Origin of the sequence: Alloacidobacterium dinghuense (assembly GCF_014274465.1) — a bacterium.
Classification (GTDB): Bacteria; Acidobacteriota; Terriglobia; order Terriglobales; family Acidobacteriaceae; genus Alloacidobacterium; species Alloacidobacterium dinghuense.
Map to the genome: position 1 here is coordinate 5,433,535 of NZ_CP060394.1, position 25,205 is coordinate 5,458,739.

24 protein-coding genes are annotated in these 25,205 nt (G+C 56.1%); 14 read left to right on the plus strand and 10 right to left on the minus strand.

The genetic code is table 11. The features are described from left to right. Positions 1–146 precede the first annotated feature (146 nt). Together H7849_RS22735 and H7849_RS22740 are read left to right on the plus strand one after the other, a co-directional pair. Complete coding sequence (locus H7849_RS22735) at positions 147–722, plus strand: ribonuclease HI family protein (protein WP_186742762.1); 576 nt, start codon at positions 147–149, stop codon at positions 720–722. A 35-nt stretch (positions 723–757) separates the two neighbouring features. Then, positions 758–1,483: a DUF5995 family protein gene (locus H7849_RS22740; protein WP_186742764.1), complete on the plus strand. Its 726-nt coding sequence runs from the start codon at positions 758–760 to the stop codon at positions 1,481–1,483. A gap of 9 nt (positions 1,484–1,492) precedes the next feature. Here H7849_RS22740 and H7849_RS22745 read toward each other — a convergent pair whose 3' ends face one another. Both H7849_RS22745 and H7849_RS22750 read right to left on the minus strand, forming a co-directional pair. Then, positions 1,493–3,571, minus strand: a complete 2,079-nt coding sequence (locus H7849_RS22745; RefSeq protein WP_186742766.1) for a phosphocholine-specific phospholipase C — start codon at positions 3,569–3,571, stop codon at positions 1,493–1,495. Between the two features lie 30 nt (positions 3,572–3,601). Continuing rightward, positions 3,602–4,150: a glutathione peroxidase gene (locus H7849_RS22750; RefSeq protein ID WP_285288911.1), complete on the minus strand. Its 549-nt coding sequence runs from the start codon at positions 4,148–4,150 to the stop codon at positions 3,602–3,604. Between the two features lie 161 nt (positions 4,151–4,311). Between H7849_RS22750 and mgrA the strand changes: the two genes are divergently transcribed. Then, positions 4,312–5,340, plus strand: coding sequence for an L-glyceraldehyde 3-phosphate reductase (gene mgrA, locus H7849_RS22755; protein WP_186742768.1), 1,029 nt, complete (start codon positions 4,312–4,314; stop codon positions 5,338–5,340). A gap of 639 nt (positions 5,341–5,979) precedes the next feature. Here the strand turns inward: mgrA and H7849_RS22760 are convergent. Then, positions 5,980–6,432, minus strand: coding sequence for a GatB/YqeY domain-containing protein (locus tag H7849_RS22760; protein WP_186742770.1), 453 nt, complete (start codon positions 6,430–6,432; stop codon positions 5,980–5,982). A gap of 98 nt (positions 6,433–6,530) precedes the next feature. Between H7849_RS22760 and H7849_RS22765 the strand changes: the two genes are divergently transcribed. Continuing rightward, positions 6,531–7,745, plus strand: coding sequence for a pyridoxal-phosphate-dependent aminotransferase family protein (locus tag H7849_RS22765; RefSeq protein WP_186742772.1), 1,215 nt, complete (start codon positions 6,531–6,533; stop codon positions 7,743–7,745). A gap of 157 nt (positions 7,746–7,902) precedes the next feature. Continuing rightward, complete coding sequence (gene serA / locus H7849_RS22770; protein ID WP_186742773.1) at positions 7,903–9,501, plus strand: phosphoglycerate dehydrogenase; 1,599 nt, start codon at positions 7,903–7,905, stop codon at positions 9,499–9,501. Between the two features lie 52 nt (positions 9,502–9,553). Here serA and H7849_RS22775 read toward each other — a convergent pair whose 3' ends face one another. Beyond that, positions 9,554–10,063 carry a nuclear transport factor 2 family protein gene (locus tag H7849_RS22775; protein ID WP_186742775.1) on the minus strand — a complete coding sequence of 170 codons (510 nt, stop codon included), beginning with the start codon at positions 10,061–10,063 and terminating at the stop codon, positions 9,554–9,556. A gap of 301 nt (positions 10,064–10,364) precedes the next feature. Between H7849_RS22775 and dnaB the strand changes: the two genes are divergently transcribed. The 3 genes from dnaB to H7849_RS22790 all read left to right on the plus strand — a co-directional run bounded on the left by dnaB (position 10,365) and on the right by H7849_RS22790 (position 12,471). Beyond that, positions 10,365–11,765: a replicative DNA helicase gene (gene dnaB, locus H7849_RS22780; protein ID WP_186742777.1), complete on the plus strand. Its 1,401-nt coding sequence runs from the start codon at positions 10,365–10,367 to the stop codon at positions 11,763–11,765. A 5-nt stretch (positions 11,766–11,770) separates the two neighbouring features. After that, the gene (locus tag H7849_RS22785) at positions 11,771–11,944 is read left to right on the plus strand and encodes a hypothetical protein (protein WP_186742778.1); all 174 of its coding nucleotides are present in this window, start codon (positions 11,771–11,773) and stop codon (positions 11,942–11,944) included. A 257-nt stretch (positions 11,945–12,201) separates the two neighbouring features. After that, positions 12,202–12,471, plus strand: coding sequence for a hypothetical protein (locus H7849_RS22790; protein ID WP_186742780.1), 270 nt, complete (start codon positions 12,202–12,204; stop codon positions 12,469–12,471). A 77-nt stretch (positions 12,472–12,548) separates the two neighbouring features. Here the strand turns inward: H7849_RS22790 and H7849_RS22795 are convergent, their stop codons facing one another. Then, entirely contained in the window at positions 12,549–14,444 is a 1,896-nt protein-coding gene (locus H7849_RS22795; protein ID WP_186742782.1) for a 30S ribosomal protein S1, read from the minus strand. Between the two features lie 482 nt (positions 14,445–14,926). Between H7849_RS22795 and H7849_RS22800 the strand changes: the two genes are divergently transcribed. Next, positions 14,927–16,267: an alpha/beta hydrolase gene (locus tag H7849_RS22800; protein WP_186742784.1), complete on the plus strand. Its 1,341-nt coding sequence runs from the start codon at positions 14,927–14,929 to the stop codon at positions 16,265–16,267. 7 nt (positions 16,268–16,274) lie between these two features. Here H7849_RS22800 and H7849_RS22805 read toward each other — a convergent pair whose 3' ends face one another. Beyond that, complete coding sequence (locus H7849_RS22805; protein ID WP_251106423.1) at positions 16,275–18,290, minus strand: RecQ family ATP-dependent DNA helicase; 2,016 nt, start codon at positions 18,288–18,290, stop codon at positions 16,275–16,277. Positions 18,291–18,299: 9 nt separating this feature from the next. On the opposite strand from H7849_RS22805, the gene H7849_RS22810 reads away from it, so the two are divergent. Continuing rightward, positions 18,300–18,899 carry an HIT family protein gene (locus H7849_RS22810; protein WP_349627437.1) on the plus strand — a complete coding sequence of 200 codons (600 nt, stop codon included), beginning with the start codon at positions 18,300–18,302 and terminating at the stop codon, positions 18,897–18,899. A gap of 83 nt (positions 18,900–18,982) precedes the next feature. Next, positions 18,983–19,246 carry a hypothetical protein gene (locus tag H7849_RS22815; RefSeq protein ID WP_186742789.1) on the plus strand — a complete coding sequence of 88 codons (264 nt, stop codon included), beginning with the start codon at positions 18,983–18,985 and terminating at the stop codon, positions 19,244–19,246. Between the two features lie 7 nt (positions 19,247–19,253). Here the strand turns inward: H7849_RS22815 and H7849_RS22820 are convergent, their stop codons facing one another. Then, positions 19,254–20,381, minus strand: a complete 1,128-nt coding sequence (locus H7849_RS22820) for a DNA recombination protein RmuC (protein WP_186742791.1) — start codon at positions 20,379–20,381, stop codon at positions 19,254–19,256. A 533-nt stretch (positions 20,382–20,914) separates the two neighbouring features. Between H7849_RS22820 and acpP the strand changes: the two genes are divergently transcribed. After that, on the plus strand, positions 20,915–21,160 hold the full coding sequence (acpP, locus tag H7849_RS22825; RefSeq protein ID WP_186742793.1) for an acyl carrier protein: 246 nt from the start codon (positions 20,915–20,917) through the stop codon (positions 21,158–21,160). 2 nt (positions 21,161–21,162) lie between these two features. Further along, positions 21,163–22,410 carry a beta-ketoacyl-ACP synthase II gene (gene fabF, locus H7849_RS22830; protein WP_186742794.1) on the plus strand — a complete coding sequence of 416 codons (1,248 nt, stop codon included), beginning with the start codon at positions 21,163–21,165 and terminating at the stop codon, positions 22,408–22,410. Between the two features lie 66 nt (positions 22,411–22,476). On the opposite strand, the gene H7849_RS22835 is transcribed toward fabF, so the two are convergent. Both H7849_RS22835 and H7849_RS22840 read right to left on the minus strand, forming a co-directional pair. Next, a complete protein-coding gene (locus tag H7849_RS22835) occupies positions 22,477–22,680 on the minus strand; it encodes a cold-shock protein (RefSeq protein WP_186742795.1) in 204 nt (67 codons plus the stop codon). Positions 22,681–22,868: 188 nt separating this feature from the next. After that, positions 22,869–23,603 carry a YIP1 family protein gene (locus tag H7849_RS22840; RefSeq protein ID WP_186742796.1) on the minus strand — a complete coding sequence of 245 codons (735 nt, stop codon included), beginning with the start codon at positions 23,601–23,603 and terminating at the stop codon, positions 22,869–22,871. Between the two features lie 219 nt (positions 23,604–23,822). On the opposite strand from H7849_RS22840, the gene H7849_RS22845 reads away from it, so the two are divergent. After that, positions 23,823–24,641, plus strand: coding sequence for a DUF5715 family protein (locus H7849_RS22845; protein ID WP_186742797.1), 819 nt, complete (start codon positions 23,823–23,825; stop codon positions 24,639–24,641). Here H7849_RS22845 and H7849_RS22850 read toward each other — a convergent pair whose 3' ends face one another. Further along, the gene (locus tag H7849_RS22850; protein ID WP_186742798.1) at positions 24,642–25,166 is read right to left on the minus strand and encodes a TlpA family protein disulfide reductase; all 525 of its coding nucleotides are present in this window, start codon (positions 25,164–25,166) and stop codon (positions 24,642–24,644) included. Between the last annotated feature and the right edge of the window lie 39 nt (positions 25,167–25,205).

Below are 25,205 nucleotides of genomic sequence, written 5' to 3' on the forward strand. Positions count from 1 at the left end.
TGCTCCAGGGATGCGATAGCAAATGCACCTAAATAGACGAATCCCAAGGACTTTCGTTAGCGGAGCGGCGGTGGTTTTGCATTTCCGTTTACCGGGGTTCCCGGCGCGCGCGGTTTTCGCGTGCTGGGGTGAATTAAACTCGGCTCATGACCTCTGCAGGAAATCTGTTTCCCAGCCCGGATGCGGAAAAATCGAGCTGGATCACCGCCTTTTGCGATGGCGGCTCGCGCGGCAATCCGGGTCCGGCGGGATACGGCGTTTATATCCAGGACGAAAATGGCGCGAAAGTCGCCGAATTAAGTGAGTTCTTGGGCAAGAAGACGAACAATTTTGCCGAATATTCGGCCCTTTTGGCAGCTCTTGATTTCGCTTTGGAGCAGGGGCATACACATTTGAAGGCAGTAGCCGATTCCGAGCTTTTGGTGAAGCAGATCAAGGGACAATACCGCGTTAACAGCCCTGAGCTGCGACCCTTGTATGAAGAAGCCCGCAGACGCATTGCGCGGCTCGGCGGCTTTCACATCCAGCACGTTCTGCGAGAGAAGAACCGCCGCGCCGACCAGCTGGCGAACGAGGCGATGGATCGCGGGATGGGACGCCCGCAGCAGGCTCCTGCAGCCAAGTCGCAGACGCTGCGGGGGTTTGTGAAGGGCGGAGTGGTACACCTGCTCGAAGGCGAGCTGCCGGACGGCGTGTTCGTCAAGGTCGTGCGGGAAAGTTGAGCCGCTGGGTGACTGCGTCGCTATAATGCGGACGCATGTTTCCTTACGATTCGACCTTGCTGAAAGCGGTGCAACTGGTCCCCAACTCCGTGGCCGATGTTCTCCAGATCATGCAGAACATCGAAGCCACCTGCATCGATGGAGATGGACTGAAATGGTTTAACTGGCTCTATCTCCAGGTCACGAATGCTGTCGAAGCTCGGATCGCAGCCGGAGGATTTGCCGATCCGTCATGGCTTGCTGAGTTGGACGTCCAGTTCGCCAAGCTGTATTTCGGTGCCCTTGCTTCATCTCTTTCAGGGCAGGCGACTCCGGACTGCTGGCAGGCACTGTTCGAGCATCGCAGTCAGGTCCAGATCGCCCGCATTCAGTTTGCGCTTGCGGGGATCAATGCCCACATCAATCACGACCTGCCGGAGGCGATTGTCGCCACGTGTGCGGTAACTGGCACAGTTCCGCAACATGGCGGGACCCAGTATGCCGACTACACGGGGCTGAATACATCGCTGGACAGCCTGGTCGAATCTGCAAAGCAGACACTTCATGTTCGGCTGCTAGGCGATCCGCTTCCTGCTATATCGCATCTTGAAGATACGCTTGCGTCCTGGAGTGTAACTGCGGCTCGCGAGTCCGCCTGGAACAATGCGGAAATCCTCTGGCATCTGCGGCCTGAGCCGGGATTATCTTCAGCTTTTATGGATTCGCTGGATGGACTGACGAGCGTCGCAAGCCGTACGCTGCTGGTTCCTGTTCCTGTGTAGAGCGCTCTTCTACGTCCTGACCGCACCGATCGCGGGATCGCTTGTGCTGTCCTTTCCTGTTTCCAGGTGTCCTGCTAACTGGTGACGGAAGCTGAGATCGCTCTCGGCTTCCACTGTTAAGTCATACCAACCGAATGTGTCCTTGAGAGGCCACGTTTGCTGCCATTCTTCGCCCGGTTCGATGGAGTGAGCAAGCGTCTTCCGTGTGTATGCGTCGACCAGACGCACATTGCAAACTGCCGCACCGCGATTTTTGGCAGTGAAGACAACCCCGCTGCCGGGAACGTCGTAAGAGATGGCAGTTTCTATTGCGGCTTTGCTCGTTCCTGCCAAACTTCCTTTGAAAGCGCGAAGAAATCCGTTTGGGCCATAAACGGATAGATCGTATGGACTGTTCCCTTTAAATATCCAGCCGTCGGAAGGCCTTGTATTTGGTGCGACCGTGTAAGTTCGCGGATTGATCCCAGGGTGACCGGAGCGAACCTGAAAGATCGCTGCCACTTTTCCAGTGTTGACGAGTTGAAGGGAAAACTGGCCGGATCCATCGGCTTCGCCAAAAACATTCAGTTCATAAGGCAGAGCGCGGGCCGGTCGCGTTCCCGCTTCCTGCGCAGGCATGGCTTGTTCATGGGGCGGGGCCGGCTTGTAGTCGGGATAGCGCTTATTGTCAGGCGACACGTAGGCAATGGTCGGAGGCAGCGAAATACTTGCGCTGTCCGGTGCGCTGAAATCGAAGGCCGAGGTCAGGTCGCCGCAAACGGCGCGCCGCCAAGGCGTGATGTTGGTCTCCAACAACTCAGGGTGGTCCGGACGAAAACGCTCTTCGATGAAACGGATCAGCGAAGTATGGTCAAATACCTGCGAATTGACCCAGCCACCCTTGCTCCAGGGCGAGATTACGAGCATTGGAACGCGAATTCCAAGACCGTATGGTCCTGCCGGATGTTTGCCGTGCCCGGGAAATATTTCGTGCGAGGTATCGACGGTCGAAAGGCCATGAGAACGTAACATTGGCGGAACCGGCGGGACTATGTGATCGAAGAAGCCATCGTTTTCGTCATAGGTCAGGAAGAACACCGTCTTGCTCCAAACTTCTGGGCTTGACGTGAGGGCATCGAGGATCTGCGAGACGTACCATGCGCCGTAGTTTGCGGGCCAGTTGGGGTGCTCCGTGTAGGCCTCAGGCGCGACAATCCACGAGACCTGGGGCAGATTGCCGGAGACCACATCTTTGCGAAAGTCGTCGAAGAGCGAACCACCATTTGCGATTTGGGTTCCGGTCTTCGCGCAATCATGGAGGGCAGAGCCCGGCTCCGCGTTCTGATACTGGCGGAAGAAGAGGAGCGAACTGTCGCCGTATGTCCCGATGTAGGCGTCTTTGGTTGAGCCCCACTCTTCTTTGGCGGTGAGTCCGTTGCCAAGGTCCTGGTAAATCTTCCAACTGATGCCTGCAGCTTCGAGACGCTCGGGAAACGTTGACCAGGTATAGCCCGCCTCGGCGTTGTCGACGACCGGGCCACCTCCCTGGCCGTCGTTGCCGACCCAGCCTGTCCACATGTGGTAGCGGTTAGGGTCGGTCGGGCCGAGCAGCGAGCAGTGATAGGCGTCGCATATGGTGAAGGCATCGGCCAGGGCGTAGTGATAGGGGATGTCTGCGCGCACCAGATACGCCATGGTCGTCTCGCCCTTGGCAGGAATCCACTGGTCGTAGTGCCCGTTGTTGCGCGCCTGCTGCGTGGTCGTCCAGTCGTGCGGTAAGTCTTCAAGAAATTGCAGGCCAAGATTCGGCGCTCCCGGATGGAAGGGCAGAATGTGCGAGTCGCCATGCGGCTGGTGCCAGACAGATTTTCCCGACGGCAGCGTTACTGCTCGCGGATCGCCGAAGCCGCGGACCCCGCGTAATGTGCCGAAGTAATGATCGAAAGATCGGTTCTCCTGCATCAAGATGACAATGTGCTCGACATCAGCGATTGTCCCGGTTCGGTTGCTGGCGGGAATTTGTAGTGCGCGGCTGATGCTTGCCGGAAAGGTTGCAGTCAGAGCGCTCGAGCTGAGCAGCTTCAGGAAGGTACGGCGGTTCGTGCTCATCTCTCAAGCGCCTCGACCGGTTCGAAAAGGCTACTGCTTCAGCGCTGATTCGACAGCCGCTACGACCTGCGGCGAATCCGGAGTGACATTCGGCTCAAAGCGCGCCACCGGCTTGCCGTTGCGATCGAAGAGAAACTTGGTGAAGTTCCACTTGATGTCACCACTGAATTGAGGATCGGTGGTCTTGTCTGTCAGGAAGACGTAAAGAGGTGTCTTGTCATCGCCCAGCACCGAGACTTTGGACATCATCGGGAACGACACGTTGTACTTGCTGCTGCAGAACTTCTTGATCTCCTCGTTCGTGCCCGGCTCCTGTCCGCCGAAGTTATTCGCGGGGATGCCAACGATGACCAATCCCTGATCTTTGTATTTCTCGTAGAGCGATTCGAGCGCTGTGTATTGGGGAGTGAAGCCACACTTGCTCGCAACATTGACCAGCATGAGGACTTTGCCGTGGTAGTCGGACAGTGATACCGGCTTTCCATCAATGGACTTCATAGTGAAGCTGTAGACTGAAGTGGCTGCCGCCAGGGCAGTCACAGCAATGGAAAGCACAAGCGCTAAGGGTAACTTACGCACAGTTTCGTCCTCCAGATAGTACCGAAATTATAGCTGCCGTCAGATATCGCTTGTTCTTGCGTCTCGTTTTTCATGCTCTGTTTACAAGCTGTTGCGGTCGCAGAACAGTAGCCATCAGAAACGTATGATCCAGACAAAGATCGCTTGATGAGGAGAATTCTATGACCTATCAGCCCGACCCTAAACGCTACGAGCAGGCAGAGTTTCGTCGCTGTGGGCGTTCAGGGATCGTCCTACCACCTATCTCACTGGGGCTGTGGCAAAACTTTGGCGGTGCGGACGTTTTTGAGACGGGCCGCGCAGTGATTCGCCGCGCCTTCGACCGCGGTGTAACGCATTTCGATCTGGCGAATAACTATGGGCCGCCCTATGGCTCGGCGGAAGAAAATTTCGGCCTGATTTTGAAAAAGGATTTTTGCGATCTTCGCGATGAGCTGATCATTTCGTCGAAGGCGGGATGGGACATGTGGCCGGGGCCCTACGGCATCGGCGGATCGCGGAAGTATCTGATCGCGTCTCTCGATCAGAGCCTCAAGCGCATGGGTTTGGAGTATGTGGACATCTTCTACTCGCATCGGCCTTGGGACAATGTGCCACTCGAAGAGACGATGGGTGCGCTGGCGCAGATTGTGCGACAGGGCAAGGCTCTCTACGTTGGCATCTCATCGTATGGGCCGGAGCGCACACGCAAGGCGTTTGAGATTCTGCGCTCGGAAGGTGTGCCGCTGCTGATTCACCAGCCGTCGTATTCCATGCTGAATCGCTGGATTGAAAACGGGCTGCTCGACACGCTCGATGAACTTGGCGTGGGCTGCATCGCATTTTCGCCGCTGGCACAGGGACTGCTGACGAACAAGTATTTGAACGGCGTGCCGGAAGCCTCACGCGTGCAACTTGACAACAGCAGCTTCAGCAAGAATTTTTTGTCGGAAGAGAACCTAAGCCGTGTACGAGCGCTGCACAAGATTGCCGAATCGCGCGGCCAGACGCTCGCACAGATGGCGATCGCATGGGCTCTGCGCGATTCTCGGGTGACGTCGGCCCTTATTGGTGCGCGTAATGTGGCGCAGTTGGATGACTCTCTGGATTCGCTGAAGAAGCTGGAGTTTTCCGCGCAGGAATTGAAGGAGATCGATCAGCACGCCAAGGATAGCGGGATTGATCTTTGGCGGTCGGTTTCTGTGGAGTGAGTTGTACATCTCACTACGGGATCGTCATTCCGAGCGTAGCGAGGAATCTCAGCGCATCTGCATTAGCTGACATCGCTGAGATTCTTCCTCCTTTGGTCGTCAGAATGACGACTTGAGAGTCTGCCCTTCTTTTCAAGAATTACCTTCAGACTCCCACTTGGGTTTACGAAACCTTCCTAGAAACGCATCCTCCAGAGGTGAAGGACCAACAGGCTTGAGTCGATAACAAATCCATGCGCCAGCTGAATACGCTGATCCACGCACGAAGTGCGTCGTGAAGAGAAACCAATTCATGCAGCCTGGATCGCGCATCCCATTAACGCAGCCCAGCCCTGATATCTGCGCCCACAGAGAAGATGAACTGCCCAAAAGCATCGACACGCGAAAGAGAAATAAAGCGCTAAAGATAACCCATATCCACTTGGCAGCCTCTGACTTGAAACATCTGTAGACGACGAATCCCAGGATGAGCGAGGCAGCTATGTCATAGCTGTATGAAACCTGCAGCATCGCCTGAATCGATCGAGGATGCCAAAGATGACGTCCAAGCGCACTACTGACAATTGCTACTCCTATCCAAACAGCAAGAATGTTCAAAAATAGCCTGAGTGCAACACGACCGACTTTGGCAATTCGCATTTATTGAGCCAGCTTCGCTTTCACAATCTCACTCACCTGCCGTCCATCCGCGCGAAGTCCAGACGCCTGAATGCGCGCCTGTACAGCCTTCATGGCGGTACCCATGTCTTTCGGACTGAGGTGCTGTCCCGCGAGGGCTTCGTCCACGATCTTTTTGATGTCATCTTCGCTAGCGGCCTTCGGCATATAGCCTTCGATCAACACGATCTCTGCCTGCTCCTTCGCTGCCAGCTCCGGGCGGTTGCCTTTGGTGAACTGCTCGACGGACTCGCGTCGCTGCTTGATGAGCGTGGTTAGAATCTGCTGCGCCTCGGCGTCGGTAAGCGGCTCGCGCTTCTCGATCTCCTTGTTTTTGAAAGCGGTTTTCACCATGCGCAACGTTGAAAGGCGCTCAGCTTCACGCGCTTTCATGGCGGCAACGATATCTTTTTCGACTTGCTGGGTAAGACTCACGTTCTTTGACTCCAGTCGGGAAATGCCCAAACTCCTCATTATAAAAAGAAACGCGTTTGCGGGCCTCTCGCTACAATGAAGGGGAGGATTTCGAGACCATGATTCGCAAAACGCGCCTCTTTACGCCCGGCCCAACGCCCCTGCTCCCCGCAGCTCAGTTCGCGATGGCCGCAGCCGATATCCACCACCGCACGCCCGAGTTCCGTGCTCTGTATCTTCGCGTGCTGGACCAGCTGAAGACATTTGTGGGGACGAAGAATGACGTGCTGCTGCTCGCCTCGTCCGGAACCGGCGCGATGGAAGCGTCCGTCTCGAATCTGACTTCGCCTGGCGACCGTGTGCTGGTGCTCTCGGCTGGAAAATTCGGCGAGCGCTGGGAGGCGTTGGCCAAGGCCTTCGGCTGCTCTGTCGATGTGGTTAAGGTTCCTTATGGACAAACCTTTTCGCTCGATGAGGTTCGTAAGGCACTGAAGACCGAGACCCGCGCCGTGTTCATGCAGGCCACGGAGTCATCGACCGGCGTACGGCATGATGTGCAGGGTGTTGCCGCGTTGCTGAAGACCGCGAACAGCAATTCGTTGCTTGTGGTCGATGCAATCACCGGCCTGGGCACAACCCACTTCGATGTGGACACCTGGGGCGTCGATATCATGATCGGCGGCTCGCAAAAGGCGGTGATGATTCCGCCGGGTTTGTCTTATCTCTCCGTGAGCGATCGCGCGTGGCAGGCGATGGAATCCTCGCGCAATCCACGCTACTACTTTGATCTGCGTAAAGAGCGCAAGAACGCGAAGAATGGCGAGTCGGCGTATACACCAGCCGTGGCGCTGATTGCCGCGCTCGGCGCGGCGCTTGATTACATTGCCGCACAGGGTGGAGGCGATTTGGCCGTCGGACGCAAGGCTCTGGTCGATAACGCGGAGACCTGCGCAGCCATGACGCGCGCGGCAGTCGAAGCGCTGGGGCTGAAGCTGTTTGCTCCTGACGCGCCAGCGGCTGCGGCCACTGCAGTTCTGCCGCCGGATGGGGTCGATTCCGGTGTGGTCGTCAAAGAGTTGAAGAGCCGTTTCGCTGCTGTCATTACGAACGGACAGGGCGAGATGAAGGGGCAAATCTTCCGCATTGCTCACATCGGCTTCTTTGATTACATGGACACCATCGCAATCGTTGGTGCACTGGAGCAGGTTGCGGCATCGTCCCTCAAGCTGCCGGGCTTCGAGTTCGGCAAGGCACTGGCCGTCGCGCAGAAAGCCTATGTCGAGCGGACCGCGAAGCCTGCATCGGAAAAGCTGGAGGCTGTTGGCGCAAGGTAAACCCTCCCATCATTTGTCATCCTGAGCGAAGCGCCGGAGGCGCGTGTCGAAGGATCTGCTTTTTACGCTTCGTCGGCCTGTAAAACGACAAATAAAGCAGATCCTTCACTCCGCTCAGGACGACAGCATTGTTGAGGTTAACCATTCAAGGAGCAAGATGAAGATCGTTCTCGCTGAAAAGGTTTCTCCTGCCACGCTTGCTGTTTTCAAGACGGAAGCTGACTGGCAAATTCTTACGCATGACCAGATCACAAATTTGCCGGAATCGCTTGCCGATGCTGACGGCCTCGTTGTGCGTTCTGCGGTTCAGGTAGATGATGCGTTGCTGGCTTCGGCTCCAAAGCTGCGGGTGATCGGCCGCGCTGGTGTCGGCGTAGACAATATTGACGCAGACGCTGCAACGCGACGCGGCATTGTGGTGATGAACACACCCGGAGCCAATGCCGTCGCGGTCGCAGAGCTTACGATTGCGCTGATGCTGTCTCTTGGGCGCATGCTGCCCAAAGCCAACGCAACCATGCATGCCGGCAAGTGGGAGAAGAAATCGCTTCAGGGAACGGAGTTGCGCGGCAAAAAGTTCGGCATTCTCGGACTGGGCCGCATCGGACTTGAAGTAGCACGACGCGCGCGCGCCTTTGGCATGGAACTGATCGGCCACGATCCCTTTGTTTCGGCTGCTGTTGCGCGTGAGAACGCAATCAGGCTCGTCACTGCTGAGGAGCTCTTCCGTGAGTCCGATTATCTGACGCTGCATGTCGGATTCACTCCGCAGACTACGGGCATCATCAACGAAAAGACCATTGCGACAATGAAGAAAGGCGTGCGCATAATCAATTGCGCCCGCGGCGAATTGATTATCGAAGAGGCTTTGGCTGAAGCGCTGAAGAGCGGCCATATTGCTGGTGCGGCTCTCGACGTCTTCCACCAGGAGCCGCCGAAGAACTCGCCGTTCTTTGGACTGGAAAATGTCATTCTCACGCCGCACATCGCGGGATCTACCGCAGAAGCTCAGGAGGCTGTCGGCGTGCAGATCGCATTGCAAGTGCGCGAATATCTGAAGCTGGGCGTGGTGCAGAATGCGGTGAACCTGCCCTCACTCTCGCATGAGGAGTATCTCGAGGTTGCGCCATACATCGAAATGGCAGGGCGCCTTGGAACCTTTCTTGCTCAATTTCCCGAGAGCGGTATCGAGAGCATCGAGCTTTCGTACAGTGGGCGCGTCGCTGAGGGCAAGACCGAGCTGATCCGCAACAGTGCGATCGCCGGCATTCTCGGTCACTCGGAGAGCGTGAATCGCATTAATGCCGCTGCGATTGCAGCTGAGCGCGGTATCCGCATTCACGAAGAGAAAAAGGAAGCAACCAACGGCGGCGCTGGCAGTGTGTTGAAACTGACGCTGCATACGCCGCATTCCGATTTCACGGCCAGCGCCTCGGTCCTGCATGGCGTTTCGGCGCGGCTGCTAAGTCTTGACGGTATCGACATTGAAGCGCCATTGCAGGGGGCACTGCTTACGATTCACAATCGAGACGTACCCGGCGTGATCGGGCGCGTAGGCACGATTCTCGGCGATCACCAGGTGAACATTGCCAACTTTGCATTAGGTCGCTCAGACAGCAGCCGTCGCGTGCCCCAGGGAAATGCGCTTGCCGTTGTCCAGATAGACGGAGCAATTACCGATGCTGCGCTTGAGGAATTGCGCGGGGTAGATGCGATCCTTCAGGTGCACTTGGTGAACTTGAACGGCGGGAAATAGAGCGCCGCTTACGGCTAAAGCGATCAAGCCCGCTTTGCGCGGGCTTTTTTCTTTACTGTTGTGGCTGTTGCTGCTGCTGAGCTGTCTGCGGGTCACCCGGGGGTGGCGCCGGTTGTTGCTTGGCGGAATCAGCGCCTTTGAAAAGGAACGGAACGTGGAAGGGCAGATCGGCGTTGCTCTTCTTCGCAGCCTTCTGCTTCGCGCTCGAGTCTTCAGCAACGACCGTGCGTTGCGAGTTGATGCAGAGCCAGTTCGAACGTACGCGCTGGAAAACGTGTGTGAAGATACCGCGCTCTTCTAGTGTCTCCGGGCCGTTTTTGCGGCGCGTGATGTACGTGCCGTTCACGACGGCAATATCTCCCAGCATGCGCGCACTGATCACCCGTTGCTCCATGGTGAGCGGATCTGTTGTCTTCGTATAGAGCAGAGCGATCTGCTGGTTGCGGGTGCTCACCTCACCACTTGCCGAGATGCCGACGTAGAGCGGCGATAGCAACAGCTCCAAGCCGTACTGATCGCGCTTGACGACGGCATCGCTCCACTGATCTTCGAGCTTCTGCATCTCTTTTATTTCAACGGATTGCGAAGCGTTCGCGGTGGCGGGCGTAACGGCGACAGGGCTTTGCGCGAAGCACGAACCAGCGAGAGTGCAAAGTGCCAGGGAGAACAGGGAATTCCGAATAAACATTTGCTTCATAATTGCATTAGGGCAACTACCCTTATGATATCGCCTCCAGTCGATTAGACGAAAGATATACGAGAAATCTGCATTTCTTGCGGCGAAAAAATGCACACAACCGCCCGGTTTTCAACTAGGTTCGCGCTGTATGCCTGGTCATCCTAGTGGCCTAAACTAGAGCTTCATGGCCACGACTCCCGACATTGCATTTGAGCGCGGATTGCCCGCGAGCATTGACGCTGAACGCTCAATCCTGGGCGCGATTCTGCTCGATAACCACTCTTATAACGAAGCAGCGGAAAAGATTGGCGCGGATGACTTTGCGCTCGATTCGCACCGGCGCATCTTCGGCCGCATGGCCGAGCTGATCGACGCGGGCCGCGCCGTTGATATCGTTACCCTCTCGGAAGAACTGGCCAAGCGAAAGGAAGTCGAAGCTGTCGGCGGGGTCGCTTATCTAGCCTCGCTGACGGAGGGTTTGCCGCGTCGCCTCTCGATTGAAGAATACGTCCGCATCGTCAAGGACAAGTCCCTTTTGCGGCAGCTTATCAACATCTGCTCGACTGCGATCACGCGCGCGGCTGATCAGGGCGAAGAAGCGCTTGAGGTATTGAATGCCGCTGAGAGCGGGCTGCTCGAAGTCACCGAACGCGGTATTACACGGGGCTTCGCCAGTATTCCGGAGATTGTCCGCGATTCGTTCGGCACGATCGACAATTTATACAAAGAAGGCCGTGAAGTCACCGGCCTGGCCACACACTTTGTCGATTTCGACCGCATGACAAGCGGCTTGCAGGCATCGGAGTTGATTATCATCGCTGCGCGCCCGTCAATGGGTAAAACGGCGTGGGCTATTAACATTGCGCAGAACGCGGCAGTGACGGGTGGAAAGGTGGTCGCCGTCTTTTCGCTCGAAATGTCGAAGGAGTCGCTCCTGCGACGCATGCTGGCCTCACAGGCGTTGGTTGACTCACAGAAGATTCAAAAGGGCTTCCTGCTGCGCGAAGATCAACAGAAGCTTACGCACGCACTTGAACAACTCGCCGAATCGAAAATGTTTATCGACGACACTCCCGGGATTTCGCTGACAGAAATGCGCGCCAAGGCGCGCCGTCTGCGACAGATGAACGGGTCTCTGGATCTCATTGTGGTTGATTACCTGCAGCTGATGACGGCCAGCGTCGGTGGGCCGGGCGCGAAGCGGTATGAGAACCGCACGCAGGAAGTCTCGGCCATTTCTCGTGGACTTAAGGCCTTGGCGAAAGAGCTACAGGTTCCGGTGATTGCACTGTCTCAGCTAAGCCGTGCATCGGAGCAACGTGGAGGCGATAAGAAGCCGATGCTTTCCGACTTGCGTGAATCAGGCTCGATCGAACAGGATGCCGACGTCGTTGCCTTCATTCATCGCGAGGCTTATTACAACCGCGATGAGAACGGCCAGCCCGATCCGGACACGGAGAACAAGGCTGAGATCATCATTGCCAAGCAGCGTAACGGCCCGACGGGATCCGTTCATCTCGCATACCTCTCGAAATGCACGCGATTTGAGAACCTCGCCTACGGCCAGGATGGCGGGGACTACTAGCCTGCATGGATTTCTTCAGTGGCGGCATTATTGGATTCTTCTTCGGCTTCGGTTTTGGCGTTGGATGTGCATTGGCTGTGATGTATTCCATCTACACCGGTGGCTACCAGAAGGCCATTGAGGACTCACTACGCGAAGAAAAATCAGACCGTTACCGTCATTGGCTGCCGAAAATCTAGGCGAAGCTCGCAAAAGAGCGATTTAAGGCTTGATTTTCGAATCTCCCGTGTGGGAGTATCTACAGTCCCCCGGAAGACAGGGGAAATAAAAATTCGCAATGCATTGATGAAGACAGCACTTATCGACAGCTAGCCTCCTCCTTCGCAGCATCCAAGAACAAGAAACGATGCGCGGCATCGAAACAGAATCAGCGCTGGCAATGGCTCCCCATCCATCCCTGTTCTGATCAGCCTTGATTGATTTGAAGGAGAAACCTATGCAGGTGTTTTGCCTGGCAACCGTTGAAACAGCTGATGTTCAGTGCAAAGTGTGCGGGCAGAATTACGCGCTTTATTTTGAGTGCAAGTCGCACGAAGAGCGCCAGCAGGCCCTGCAAATGGTTGTTGACACCCTCGATCAACACCATGCAGAGAGTCCAGAGTCCACCGTTCATCCCGACAAGGCCTTTAATGTGCCTGCGTGGCATGGCGTTGCCCACATGTCGGGTGCGGCAATTCTCGGCGGTGCCCCGCCCTGGGCAGCGTGACCAGGCATTTATTTTGTTGCTTGAAAACAGGAACGCCACCCCGAAGGGTGGCGTTTTGAGTTTCGTTCCAGTGCAACTTACTGCTCGCGCTTCCAGTTGACAAGGTCGCCGAGCGTTGTCGTCGAGCTTGAAACCGGCTGCTTGTAAGACTCGACTTCCGCACGGCTGGCTTCTTCGCCGACAGCGCGGAGGCTGAGGCCGACTTTCTTCTCATCCTGATTCATCTTGATGATCTTGAATTCGTGCTCCTGCCCCGCTTCAAGCTTCACCGGAGTGCCGTGGTTGTCGGTTGCTTCGGAAACGTGGCACAGACCTTCAACGCCCTCAGCAATCTCAACGAACGAACCGAACTGCGCCGACCGCAGCACCTTGCCGTGAACCACATCGCCTACACGGTGCTGAGCGAAGAAGGTCTCCCAGACGTCGGGCTGCAGCTGCTTGATTCCGAGCGAGAGACGGCGATTTTCTGGCTCTACGCCAAGAACAACAGCCTTCACCTTCTCGCCCTTCTTCAGAACTTCCGAAGGATGCTTGACGCGCTTGGTCCAGCTCAGGTTCGAGACGTGGACAAGGCCATCGATGCCGTCCTCGATCTCGATGAAAGCACCGAAGTCGGTCAGGTTGCGCACGCGGCCTTCGACATTGGTGCCTGCCGGATAGCGTTCGACCAAGTGCTCCCACGGATTCTCGAGCAACTGCTTCATGCCGAGGGAGATGCGCCGGTCACCCGGGTTGACGGCGAGGATGACCGTCTCAACTTCGTCGCCCGGCTTGACCAGCTTCGACGGATGCTTCATCCGCTTGGACCAGGTCATTTCCGAAACGTGGACGAGGCCTTCGATGCCCTGCTCCAGCTCAACGAATGCGCCGTAGTCGGTCACGCTGAGGACGCGGCCACGAACGCGGGCGCCAATCGGATAGCGCTCGACGGCATCGAGCCACGGATCAGGCGTCAGCTGCTTGAAGCCGAGCGACACGCGCTGCTTGTCTTTGTCGAATTTGAGGACCTTGACCTGGATCTCATCGGCGACGTTGACCAGGTCGCGCGGGTGCGTCAGACGGCCCCACGACATGTCGGTGATGTGCAGCAGGCCGTCGATGCCGCCGAGGTCGACAAATGCGCCGTAGTCGGTCAGGTTCTTGACGGTCCCGGTCAGGATGCTGCCCTCTTCGAGGTGCTCCAGCGTCTTCGAGCGCTTTGAGGTCTGCTCTTCTTCCAGAATCTCCTTGCGGGAGACGACCACGTTACCGCGCTTCTTATTCAGCTTGATGACGCGGATCTCGATCTGCTGGCCGATGTAGGCGTCGAGATTGCGAACCGGGCGAATCTCTAACTGCGAACCAGGCAGGAATGCCTTGATGCCGATATCGACCGTCAAGCCACCCTTCACGCGTCCGAGAACCGTACCCGTCAGGATGGTCTTCTCGTTGGCAGCCTTCTCGATCGTGTCCCATACGCGGTGCCGCTGGGCCTTTTCGTAGCTCAGCAGGTAGCCACCTTCGGCCTCTTCGCGCTCGATGACGACTTCAACTGCGTCGCCGGGGTGCAGTTTCGGCTGACCGGCGTGGTCAACCACCTGCTCGAGCGGAATCAGGCCTTCCGACTTTAAACCGACATCGACGACGACATGCTTGTCGGTCAGCTTGATCACGGTGCCGGACACGACATGGCTATCGTCAAACGCCTGGGCTGCTGCTTCAGCAGCCTGCTCGCGGTCGAAGGACTCGAGCACAGCGGCGAAATCTTCCATGCTGTTCAGGTCGGCTTCGTCCTCAATCGAACGGACGGGCTCCGACGCGACAGCAACAGGATGTTCGGTTTCTAAAGCGGCTTCAGCGGAAGGGGCTTCCGGGTTGTGGGTGGTTTCGATGGACGGCTCTGCGTGCTCCGTCGCTGCTTCCAGCGTTGGGGTTTCAAGTTCGGTGTTCAGAGGATTGCTCTCGGTTTGTTCAGGATTTAGGACGTCTGCCATAACAGCTAGCTCAGTAGGGACTCACGGTCGGCGGCTCCGAAGTTCCGCCCTGCAAGCATCGCGCCGCAGATTTCTTCGCTCGTAGCTTTAGATTCAGCAAGGTCTGCGAAGATTCGGGAATCGTCGCACCGTGATGATTGGCGCAGGTCGGAAGATCTCAAGAGGAGACGCTGAAGTGATCGAACGACTCAGTCTCCGATTTGGGAACATCCGCCAGGCAGGAACATGCAGGAGCGGCGATTACGGGCCTACGCATGAATCCCGCGCACATAAACCCGTTAGAACCAGCATAGAACTGTGGGCTATGAGTGTCAATTCATTCCCCTTAGATTCACAGAGTTGCAATGCGCCTGTAACGATTCTTGCCGAAGACAGAGGCTGGCTGGTGAGTATTGCACTGGTATTAGTGCAATACGGCTGATCTATCGAGCAAAACGGAAAGTTTCCGCCTGAAAGACTCGCATCGCTTTAGAATGCGCGCTATGTGGAAAAGCGCACTCCTACCGTTCTGTCTGGTCGTCTCTGTATTTGCTGCGGACAAACTCTCAGCGCCGCAACTGATTGATTTGGCCAAGTCTGATAGCCCACAGCTGCGCGGTGCAATACAGGCCAGCTTCGAGGCGAAGAATCTGCAGGATGGAACGGCATGGGCCGGGCATGGCCCGGACTTCTTTTTCGCAGTGCAGGCTTCTTCGGAACCGTCTCTCGTAATCGACGCTGACTCCAGCAGTCCGATGAAACATCTTGCCGGTTCAGATCTCTGGTATGCGACGGCGCACGTCGAGCCGGTGGCAAGACTACACTCCTTCCACTACATCGTGAACGGGGCGCCATTTGGCGGAAGACTCGATCTGCCTGCATTTGGACCATTGTCTTATGTGCAACCAGGTGTGCCGTCGGGAACGCTTTCGCCGAAGATTGTGCATACCAGCAAGATTTACGACGGCATGAAGAGCGAGTACTGGATTTACGTGCCCACCCAGTACGATCCCAAGACGCCAGCCGCGCTCATGGTTTTTCAGGATGGCGGTGGATACACAGACCGCGACGGCAACAATCCCACGCTCAACGTGATTGACAACCTGATCGCGCAGAAAAAGATTCCGGTAATGATTTGTGTCTTCATCAATCCCGGAGACATTACCGACTCACCGGGGACGCCGACCTACAACTTCGTCAAAGGCTACTCCGACAAGTGGCACCGTACCCTCAAGGACTCGATGCGCAGCACGCTCTACGACACGGTGAGTGATCGCTACGCACACTTCCTGCGCGACGAAGTGCTTGCCGAAGTCGAGGCTAAATACAACATCCGCAAAGATGCGTACAGCCACGCCATGACCGGGCTTTCGTCGGGCGGGATCTGCTCGTTCAATGCCGCATGGCAAATGCCGGACGAGTTCAGCCGCGTCATCAGCTGGATCGGCAGCTTCACCAGCATCCAGTGGAAGGAGCGGCCAGATATTCCGGACGGCGGGCAGGACTATCCCGAAAAAGTTCTGCGGGAGCCGAAGCGCAACATCCGCGTCTGGCTGCAGGATGGCGCCGAGGACATGGAAAACGATCGCTATGGAAGCTGGCCTCTGGCGAATATACGCATGGCGAACGCTCTCAAGCTGAAGGACTATGACTTCCACTTCAGCTTCGGCAAGGGCACTCACAACTCCGGCCAAGGTGCGGCGGAATTTCCCGAAGAAATGATCTGGCTCTGGCGGGACTACGACCCTGCGCAAACCTCCCAGACCTACGAAATGGAACAGTCCGAGAAATCCAAACCATTGTTCAGAGTATCGATTGCGAATCGTGAGGCTGATGCGAAATAGGAGCTGACTACTCGGCGCAGATGGCGCAGACAGCGGCGCCGAACTTCGCCACTTTCGCCGGACCAATGCCGTCGACTGTAAGCAAGTCTTCCTCTGTGCGGGGGCGCTCTGCTGCAATTGCGCGCAGCGTCCGGTCGGAAAAAACAAAGAACGCCGGCTGCCCCAACTTGCCGGACTCCTCGCGCCGCCAAGCGCGCAGTTTTTCTTCCAACATGGCAGCCTCGGCGGAGAGCGGGACCTCGGGCTTTGGCTCCCTACGCTTGCGTTCGCGTTTGGATGTTACCGCAACAGTGCTATCGCTACTGTCGCGCATCAGGATGTTGACGACATCTTCCTTATCCAGTTCTTCGCCTTCGCGCGTCAGGCTGGCTTTGCGGTAGGGGATGCTGCGGCCATCCTTTTCAAAGCTGGTATCTTCGATTGTTAGAAAACCCGCGCCATTCATCGCTCCGAGCAGATCCTCAAAGTGGTCACGGCTGACGCGGTTATTTGCGCACAGATCCTGATGCAGTTTGCCGGTCGATTTCGATCCGCCAGAACGCAATGCGCGTACAACCGCGAACACTAATGAGTTTTCGTTTTCATCCAATGGCCGGAAGCGCTGAGCGATGGCCCGCTCCGGCGAGCAGACGTCGCATTGCCCGCAAGCGTGGCGACCATCGTCTTCGTCCCCGAAATGACGCACCAGTTGCGCCATGCGGCACTGGTGCGATTCGGCGTAGCGCATCACGCGGTCGAGCTGTGCCTTGCGCTGATTTGACTGCGAAAGATAGGGCTGCCGCCACCCCGTGTCTCCTCGAACAACGTTGCCGTCGAAGTCGATGCGGGCGCCACCATGGGTCATCAGTTTGTCGAGTGCCGTAGCAAATATTTCGCCATCGAGCTTTGACTTCAACAGCTCAGCCAGCTCCTCTCTATGGCGCGGTCTTCCATCGAGCTTGCGAAAGATCAGGTCCAACTCGTCGACAGGAGGGTAGTCGCGTTCATAGAAGAAATCATGCGTCCGGCGATCGGCATACGAGTGCATCAGGATGGTGCGACTTTGTTTGCCATCGCGGCCAGCGCGGCCGATCTCCTGATAGTAGGCTTCTAAGCTCGCAGGAAGCGCCGTATGAATGACCGTCCGCACATCCGGTTTGTCGATACCCATGCCGAAGGCAATCGTCGCGACCACAGCTTCGAGACGACCAGCAAGAAATTCACGCTGCACGCGCTCGCGGTGATCGGGCTCCAGTCCGGCGTGATACGCCGCTGTCGAAAAGCTCTCCGATAGTTCTTGCGCCAGCGTGTCGGCGTCTTTGCGTGTGGGCGCGTAGACGATTGCCGGACGTCTCTCTTTCGGGGTCAGCAGGCTAAGAGCGAGTTGCGAACGCTTCGGCTTCGAGATCTCGACGACTTCAACTGCCAGATTGCTGCGTCGGAAGCCGTGAATAAAACGAGCCGGTTCTTGCAGCTGAAGCTGTGCAACGACATCATTCTGGACGACGGGTGTGGCGGTCGCTGTGAGCGCAATGATCGGAGCGGGTCGCAATGCCGGCAAATAGCTGCCAAGCAGGCGATAATCGGGGCGGAAATCATGCCCCCACTGTGAGATGCAATGCGCCTCGTCGATAGCGATGAGGGCGGGTTTGCGCTTGGCGAGCATCTCGGGAAAGCCTGGCACGCGCAGCCGTTCCGGCGCAATGAAAAGAAAATCGAGCGCACCGCTCAAGTATTCGCGACAAACCTGCCGTGATCTTTCCCGATCGAGGCCGGAGTGGATTCTTGCTGCGTTCAACCCTAACTGGCTGAGCTTCGTCGCCTGATCGTCCATTAACGCAATCAATGGGCTGATCACCAGTGCCGTTCCGCCCCGAGCGATCGCAGGCAATTGGTAGCAGAGCGATTTGCCCGCTCCGGTTGGCATTACCAGGAGAACATCGTGTCCGTCGACAGTGGCACGGCATACCGCTTCCTGATTTGCGCGAAACGAGGAAAACCCAAAAGTACGCGCAAGAATGTCAGTAAGCTTTGCCGAGGACATGAATCCAGTATGCGGCATCAGTCGCTATACTCAATGCCTATGGACCATCTGTGGACACCCTGGCGTTACACCTATGTTACGACTGCCGATCATGCCAAGCGCCAGGGCGTGCCCGAGGAGTTATCTACGTGGCCCGGAGACACAGGCTGCGTTTTCTGCAATCTAGTAGCTGCGGTCGAATACGCCGAAATCCATGGTATGCCGTCTGAGAAGGCCGAGAAAGCTGCGCTCATTGTGCACCGCGGCGACAACACCTACGTGGTCCTTAACCGGTTTCCTTACACCTCGGGCCACGTGATGGTGCTGCCATATGAGCATGAGGCGTCGCTTGCGGCTCTGCCGGCCAGCATTGCGCATGAGGTGATGGATACTGCGCAAGGCCTCGAAACCGTTCTCAGCAACACTTACCATCCGGACGGGATCAATATGGGGCTGAACCTGGGCAAATCGGCGGGAGCCGGAGTCGCGGGGCACCTGCACTTGCATGTGCTGCCGCGCTGGACCGGCGATACGAACTTCATGACTGTCATTGGCGAAACGCGAGTTCTTCCCGAAGACCTTGAAACCACATGGCATCGTGTTCGGGAGAATTTCCTGAAAAACATCTAACGCCGGCAGTCTTTCCAGCCCTGTTGATCGCGCATCCAACTGAGACAGGTCGAAAGAATCCCCGGAATTCACGGAGGTGCGGCATGCCACGAAGCGCTGCTACGAAAAAGCATTCAACTCAGAGAGTAGAGGAAGACGCGTCAGCCAAGCGATCCTCTCCAACCAGCGTTCAACCCGAGCACACACCCGTACAGCCCCAAGAAGCGCGTTTGACAGGAGCAGGGGAGAAGGAAAAGCAGCGCTTGTTGAAGGAGAGCGTTGAAAAGGGGAGCGCAGAACGCCATCCAGATCTGCCCGCCGGATTGCATTCGACCGGATCGTTTACTGGCGAGAACGAAAAGAAGTAGGGAGGGTTTATTCCGCATCGTCGATGCCGTTGTCTTCTGGCTCGTCAAAAAGCGGGGCTGTTAGCTCCTCAGGCGTAACAAGGGCTGCTTCCACCAGGGTCGTCGGGATGCTTTTCGCCGGCCTAATACCTAAATCGCGAAGCTTTTCTGCGCGCCAGATTACACTTCCCCGGCCAGTGTGGAGCTTCTTAAACGCTTCCTCGTAGCTTTCCCGAGCAGCGTCAAGCTTCTTGCCGACGTTGCTCAAATCCGCGATGAAGGCAACGAGTTTTTCGTAGAGTTCCCCACCGCGACGTACAATTTCTTGTACATTGCGTGTTTGCTGCTCCTGTCTCCAGAGATGAGCTACTGTACGGAGGACGAAAAGCAAAGTCGTCCGGCTGACAAGCAAAACATTCTTATCCCAGCCTTCTTGCCATAACTTGCCTTCACTTGCCATGGCAAGCATAAAAGCGGGTTCAATGGGCACAAACATGATGACGAAATCGATAGAGTTGAGCCCATAGAGTGTCTGGTATTCCCTCTGAGACAGCTCTTTGATATGCGATCGCATTGAGGCCAAATGCCGCTTTAGTGCCGACTCGCGTGCGGCCTCCTCTTCACTTCTGCAATAGTCGTCGTAGTCATTTAGAGAGACCTTCGAGTCGATAATGAGATGACGTCCTTCGGGCAGATGTAGAATCACGTCCACACGAGCGCGAGTCTGGTTCTCCCGCGTGAAGCTCTCCTGAACGCGATATTCCTGCCCTTTGTGCAGGCCCGCGGCCTCCAGTAGTTGCTCCAGAAGAAGTTCTCCCCAGTCGCCTTGAGTCTTTGAAGATCCTTTGAGTGCTTGAACTAGGTTGTTTGCTTCCTGCGAGAGCCGTTCATTGAGTGTGGTCAAGTTATTGATCTGCTCTCTTAATTCTGTGCGGCCTTTAATGCCGTCCTTTTCGAGAGAGGCCACTTTTTCTTGAAATTCGCCAAACTTCTCTTTGAGTGGGTTCAACAAATTCCCGATATTTTCCTGATTTTGTTCTGTAAACCGCTTTGACTTCTCGTCCAGAATGTCGCTTGCCAAAGCCTTGAATTGATTTGACAGCTCTTTCCGCGCGGAAGTCATAAACTCAAGTTTTTCGTTAGCGGTGGTTTGCACTCCCCCGAGTTCCGTCGAGAGTCGCACCACCTGTTCCCGCAGGTTGGCAATTTGCTCATTGGCGCTTCGCCGCTCTGTCTCGAATTGTTGAACCGATTTTCGCAACTCGGCAAGCTGAGTGATTTCCGCATCCAGCCGGGCTTTCGCCTCCCGTAACTCCCCAGTCTCCTTGAGGGCCTGCGTTAGCGAAGTATCGCGTTGAGCCAGCTGCGTCGCCAGATTTTCGCTACTCCGCTTCTCCGCAGAAATTTCGGCTCGAACGCTCTGATTGCGAATCCAATAGCCGACGGCCACCCCCACAAAAAGGGTGACTACAGTAAAAATTACAGCAAGAAGCATAACGAATATACTGCCACCGAAACACAAACAAAGCACAGACCTTGGCTATTTCCCACTGGCCTCGCGCTTTACACGATCTTAGGGCCTCAGTAGACTTGAAATTTCGGAGTGTGCTTGTGGTGTGTCTAAGCAAGGTCCAACCAATCCGAAAGGATTTACGAATTTTGTGCCGTATCGATGGATAGGAGAAACGCATGGCAGCAGTGGAAGATAAAGTAAAGCAGATCATCGTCGAACAGCTTCAGGTCGACGAAGCCGAAGTGACGCCCAGCGCATCTTTTCAGGAAGATCTTGGCGCCGATTCGCTCGACGTAGTCGAGCTTGTAATGCAATTCGAAGAAGCCTTCGATCTTGAGATTCCCGACGAAGATGCCGAAAAGATCAAGACGGTGAAGGACGCCATCGACTATATCGAGAAGAACGCGAAAGGCGGCAAGTAGTCTTGCAACGGCGCGTGGTAGTTACGGGCATCGGCCTGATGTGCGGAGTAGGCAACACGACGCCCGAGGTCTGGAAGAATCTGCTGGCAGGCAAGAGCGGGATGGCTCCCATCACCGGTTTCGATACGACAGGTTTCTCTGTCACTTTCGCAGCCGAGGTGAAGAACTTCGATCCACTCGACTTCGTGGACAAGAAGGAATCGCGCAAGATGGCGCGCTTCATCCACTTTGCTCTTGCGGCTACGCAGGAGGCGATCGAGATGTCCGGCCTCAAGATCACGGACGACAATGCTGATCGCGTCGGCGTGCACATCGGCTCGGGCATCGGTGGGTTCGACATCATCGAGCGCGAGCACAGTGCCATGCTGAACGGTGGCCCGCGCAAGATATCGCCCTTTTTCATCCCCGCCGCGATCATTAATCTCGCAGCTGGACAGGTGAGTATCAAGTACGGCGCCAAGGGGCCGAACGAGGCCACCGCAACGGCCTGCACCACTAGCGCGCACTCGATTGGCGATGCCTACCACATCATCAAGCGCGGCGACGCCGACGCCATGATCGCCGGTGGTTCGGAAGCAGCCATTACGCCGATGGGCGTGGGCGGCTTCGCGGCCATGCGCGCGCTTTCCACGCGCAACGACGATCCGGAGCACGCTTGCCGTCCTTTCGATAAAGACCGCGACGGTTTTATCGTTGGCGAAGGCGCAGGCATCCTGATCCTCGAAGATCTGGAATTTGCCCAGGCCCGTGGTGCGAAAATCGTCGCCGAGATCATCGGCTACGGCATGAGTGCCGATGCCTATCACATCACGAGCATGGCTCCCGAGGGCGAAGGCTGCTATCGCGCCATGAACAACGCGATCAAGAGCGCCGGGATTCAGCCGGATGAAATCCATTACGTGAATGCGCATGCCACTTCTACACCGGTTGGTGATGTGCTGGAGAGTGCTGCGATGGAGAAGCTCTTTGGCGAATATGCAACCAGCGGCAAGGTTCTGATCAGTTCGACGAAGTCTATGACTGGACACCTGCTGGGGGGCGCTGGCGGTCTGGAAGCAGGCATCACCATCATGGCGATGCTTGATCAGAAAGTCCCGCCGACAACGAATCTCGACAATCAGGACCCCGACTGCCATTTGAGTTATGTTCCCAATAAGCCGCAGGATGCGAAGGTCGATGTCGCCCTGTCGAATTCCTTCGGTTTCGGTGGCACCAACGGCTCATTGATTTTTCGTCGTTGGCAGGACTAGCCATCTAGACATGAAAAAGCAAAAGCCCGGCCAAAAGCCGGGCTTCTTTATTTCTGGACGATAGCCTTAAACAGGCTGAACGTTCTCGGCCTGGAAGCCCTTGGCGCCGCGCACGACGTTGAACTGCACGCGCTGACCTTCCTGAAGGCTGCGGAAGCCATTCGCGTTGATCGCGGAGAAATGAACGAAAACGTCCTCGTTGTTGCTCTCGCGTGTAATAAAGCCAAAACCCTTGGCATCGTTAAACCACTTGACTGTACCCTGTTCCATTTTTGGGGTATTCCTTTGTGTTGATATTCGCTGAAAACGGGAAGGTGTAGCAGGCAGTGCTTTGGACGGCATTACGTGCGTAACAAAAACCCACTCGGAATCGAGCGCAAGTCTATTATATCCCACTTCCAAGTACGATCTGCCCCTCAGTCGAATGCGAAGGGCAAATTTCCGAAGTCTTACAGACTTTATGAGAAAGCGCCGCTGATCAGCACCAGTACGATCCACCAGCCCACAACAGCCGCTGCTGCTTTTCCCCGCGACACCTTTGCCACGATACCGACGCCAATCACGCTCAAAATCACCGACCAGATTTCAAAGACATCGAGATGCATCGCGTAGGCGACGAGCATATGCGGTAGATCGCTGCTCAGGTAATATCCAATATTCGTGCCAACCGGATTGTTCATCAGAAATGAATCCGGCGCGACGCCGGCAAAGAGCGCAATGATAGCCAAAAGGAACTTGAGGTTGAAAACAAGGCCTGCGTACATGTAGACCGCAAACACCTGCCCGAACTTTGCTGTTCCGGCAAAACCGAAATTTACCGTAGCCCATACCAGCAGTACGGTAATGGCAGTAAAGATAAGTATCAGGATCGGAAAGCAGTAGGCGATGATCGAAGTAACCTTTGCGCCAATTGTTTTGGCCGCAGCCGCTTGATCGGGCGTCATCTGGGCGAATCGCTCTTCCTGCTTCGGGCTCTGATGCACGTTGTTTTCCATCACCCTTTCCCAGCCTACTTTCGTCTGCACGGTAAATGAGAAGGCGATGGAGACGACAATCATGATCACCAGCGGTCCCCACCACGAGGATCTCCGTAGCAGATCGATAAACGTTTTCGAAGGAGCTACAAAGGTATCGATGATGCGCTGCCCTTCGCTCAGGGGTGTAGCAGCGGTTTCTGAAACGGCATCACTCATAGGGCCTCACTTATCAGGTGCATTTTCAATTGGCGCGATTGTATCCTGCCGGCGAGCCAGTTGCGACGAAAATCGCCTGCGAAGCTGTCCTCCCAATGCTGCCTAAGTCATTGAACTGATATTTGTTAAGGCAATATTTCCAGAATCAAGTTGAATACTTCCCGGCGCGTCCAGCACCCGATAGTCTAAGAAAGCTCTGGAATCTCCGCGGTCCCGCTCATGCGCTGTCTTGTTATTCTCCTTGCTGCCGCTCTGTTTGCAGGCGCAGGGAATTCTGCCTATGCCGTAAAACGAAAGCCCCACCATGCCCGTTCTGCTGCCGCGCATGCCCATACGCGCAGCCACAGAAACGCCCGCGCTCGTCACGCGTCCCTGGAAGCGAAAGAAGAGCCACCGAGCGCGACGATTCCCGAAGTTCCAGTCAAACATGCACGGATGGTTTTGCTGCCGCCGTTGAAGGGCTCGAGAGAATCGCTCGTCCGCCAGAACCAGCGCAGCGAGGCCGAGGGTCTCGAACGAATCGAGGATGACGACCAATTGAATGATCTGCGGAACGAACATGCACTGGTTGCAGTGCCGGTGAGTATGTCTCTCCGCGTCAACACAGAACTACCTGCAAATCGCCGCTACTGCCGCCCTTGGACCGCCCATTTTCTTACTGATCTCGGCCGCGCTCACTACGAGCGCTTCCACCGTCCGCTTCAGGTGAATTCCGCGGTGCGCACGGTTGCCTATCAGCGTCATCTGATGGAGGTAAACGGTAACGCGGCGCCTGCCGAGGGCGATATCGCTTCGCCGCACCTGACCGGCGCAACGATCGACATTGCCAAGAAGGGACTGTCAATGTCGGAAGTTGCATGGATGCGGGCATACTTGTTGCCAATGCAAACGGCGGGAAAGATTGACGTGGAAGAGGAATTTTATCAATCCTGCTTTCATATCACCGTCTATAAAGGGTATGCACCGCCCACCCAGCCAAAGACAACTCCACGTGAAGCAGGCAGCAAGAGCGCTCTGATCGCAGCCGGAGTGCAGTAGTCAATATCTCTTGGTGAGAGCTGCTGGCGCCGGTCTGGACCGGTTGTTCAGCAGCCAGTCCACCGCATTGCGCACATCCTCATCGCGCGCCTCACCCATGATGCGGGCTATGATTTCTCCACGGTCATCAAGGATGGCGGTTCCTGGAACGATTTCGCCGAGGCCAAAGCTGCCAAGTGTATCGGTGCTGGCTCCAACCCATGTGTCAAAGGTCACGCCCGCCTTCTCAAGCGCTGGCTCGATTTTGCCTCGATCTTTGGCCACGTCGATTGAAACCGCAATGAAGCGGACGTTCTTGCCAACGTAACTCTGCGCCAGTTTCGAAAGACGTGGCAACTCTTCCTGGCACGGACCGCACCATGTCGCCCAGAAGTTGAGGACTACGATCTGCCCGCGCAACGACGCTAGCTTTTGCGTATTGCCATGCAAGTCTTTGAGGTCTAGGTTGGGTACTCTCTTTGCAGACACAGACGCGACGAAAAGTGCAGAACACAGGAGGAGAAGAACACAACGCAAGGCTTTCATTGCTCCCGCGAGTCTATTCGGTGTTCCGCGGATGCGCCT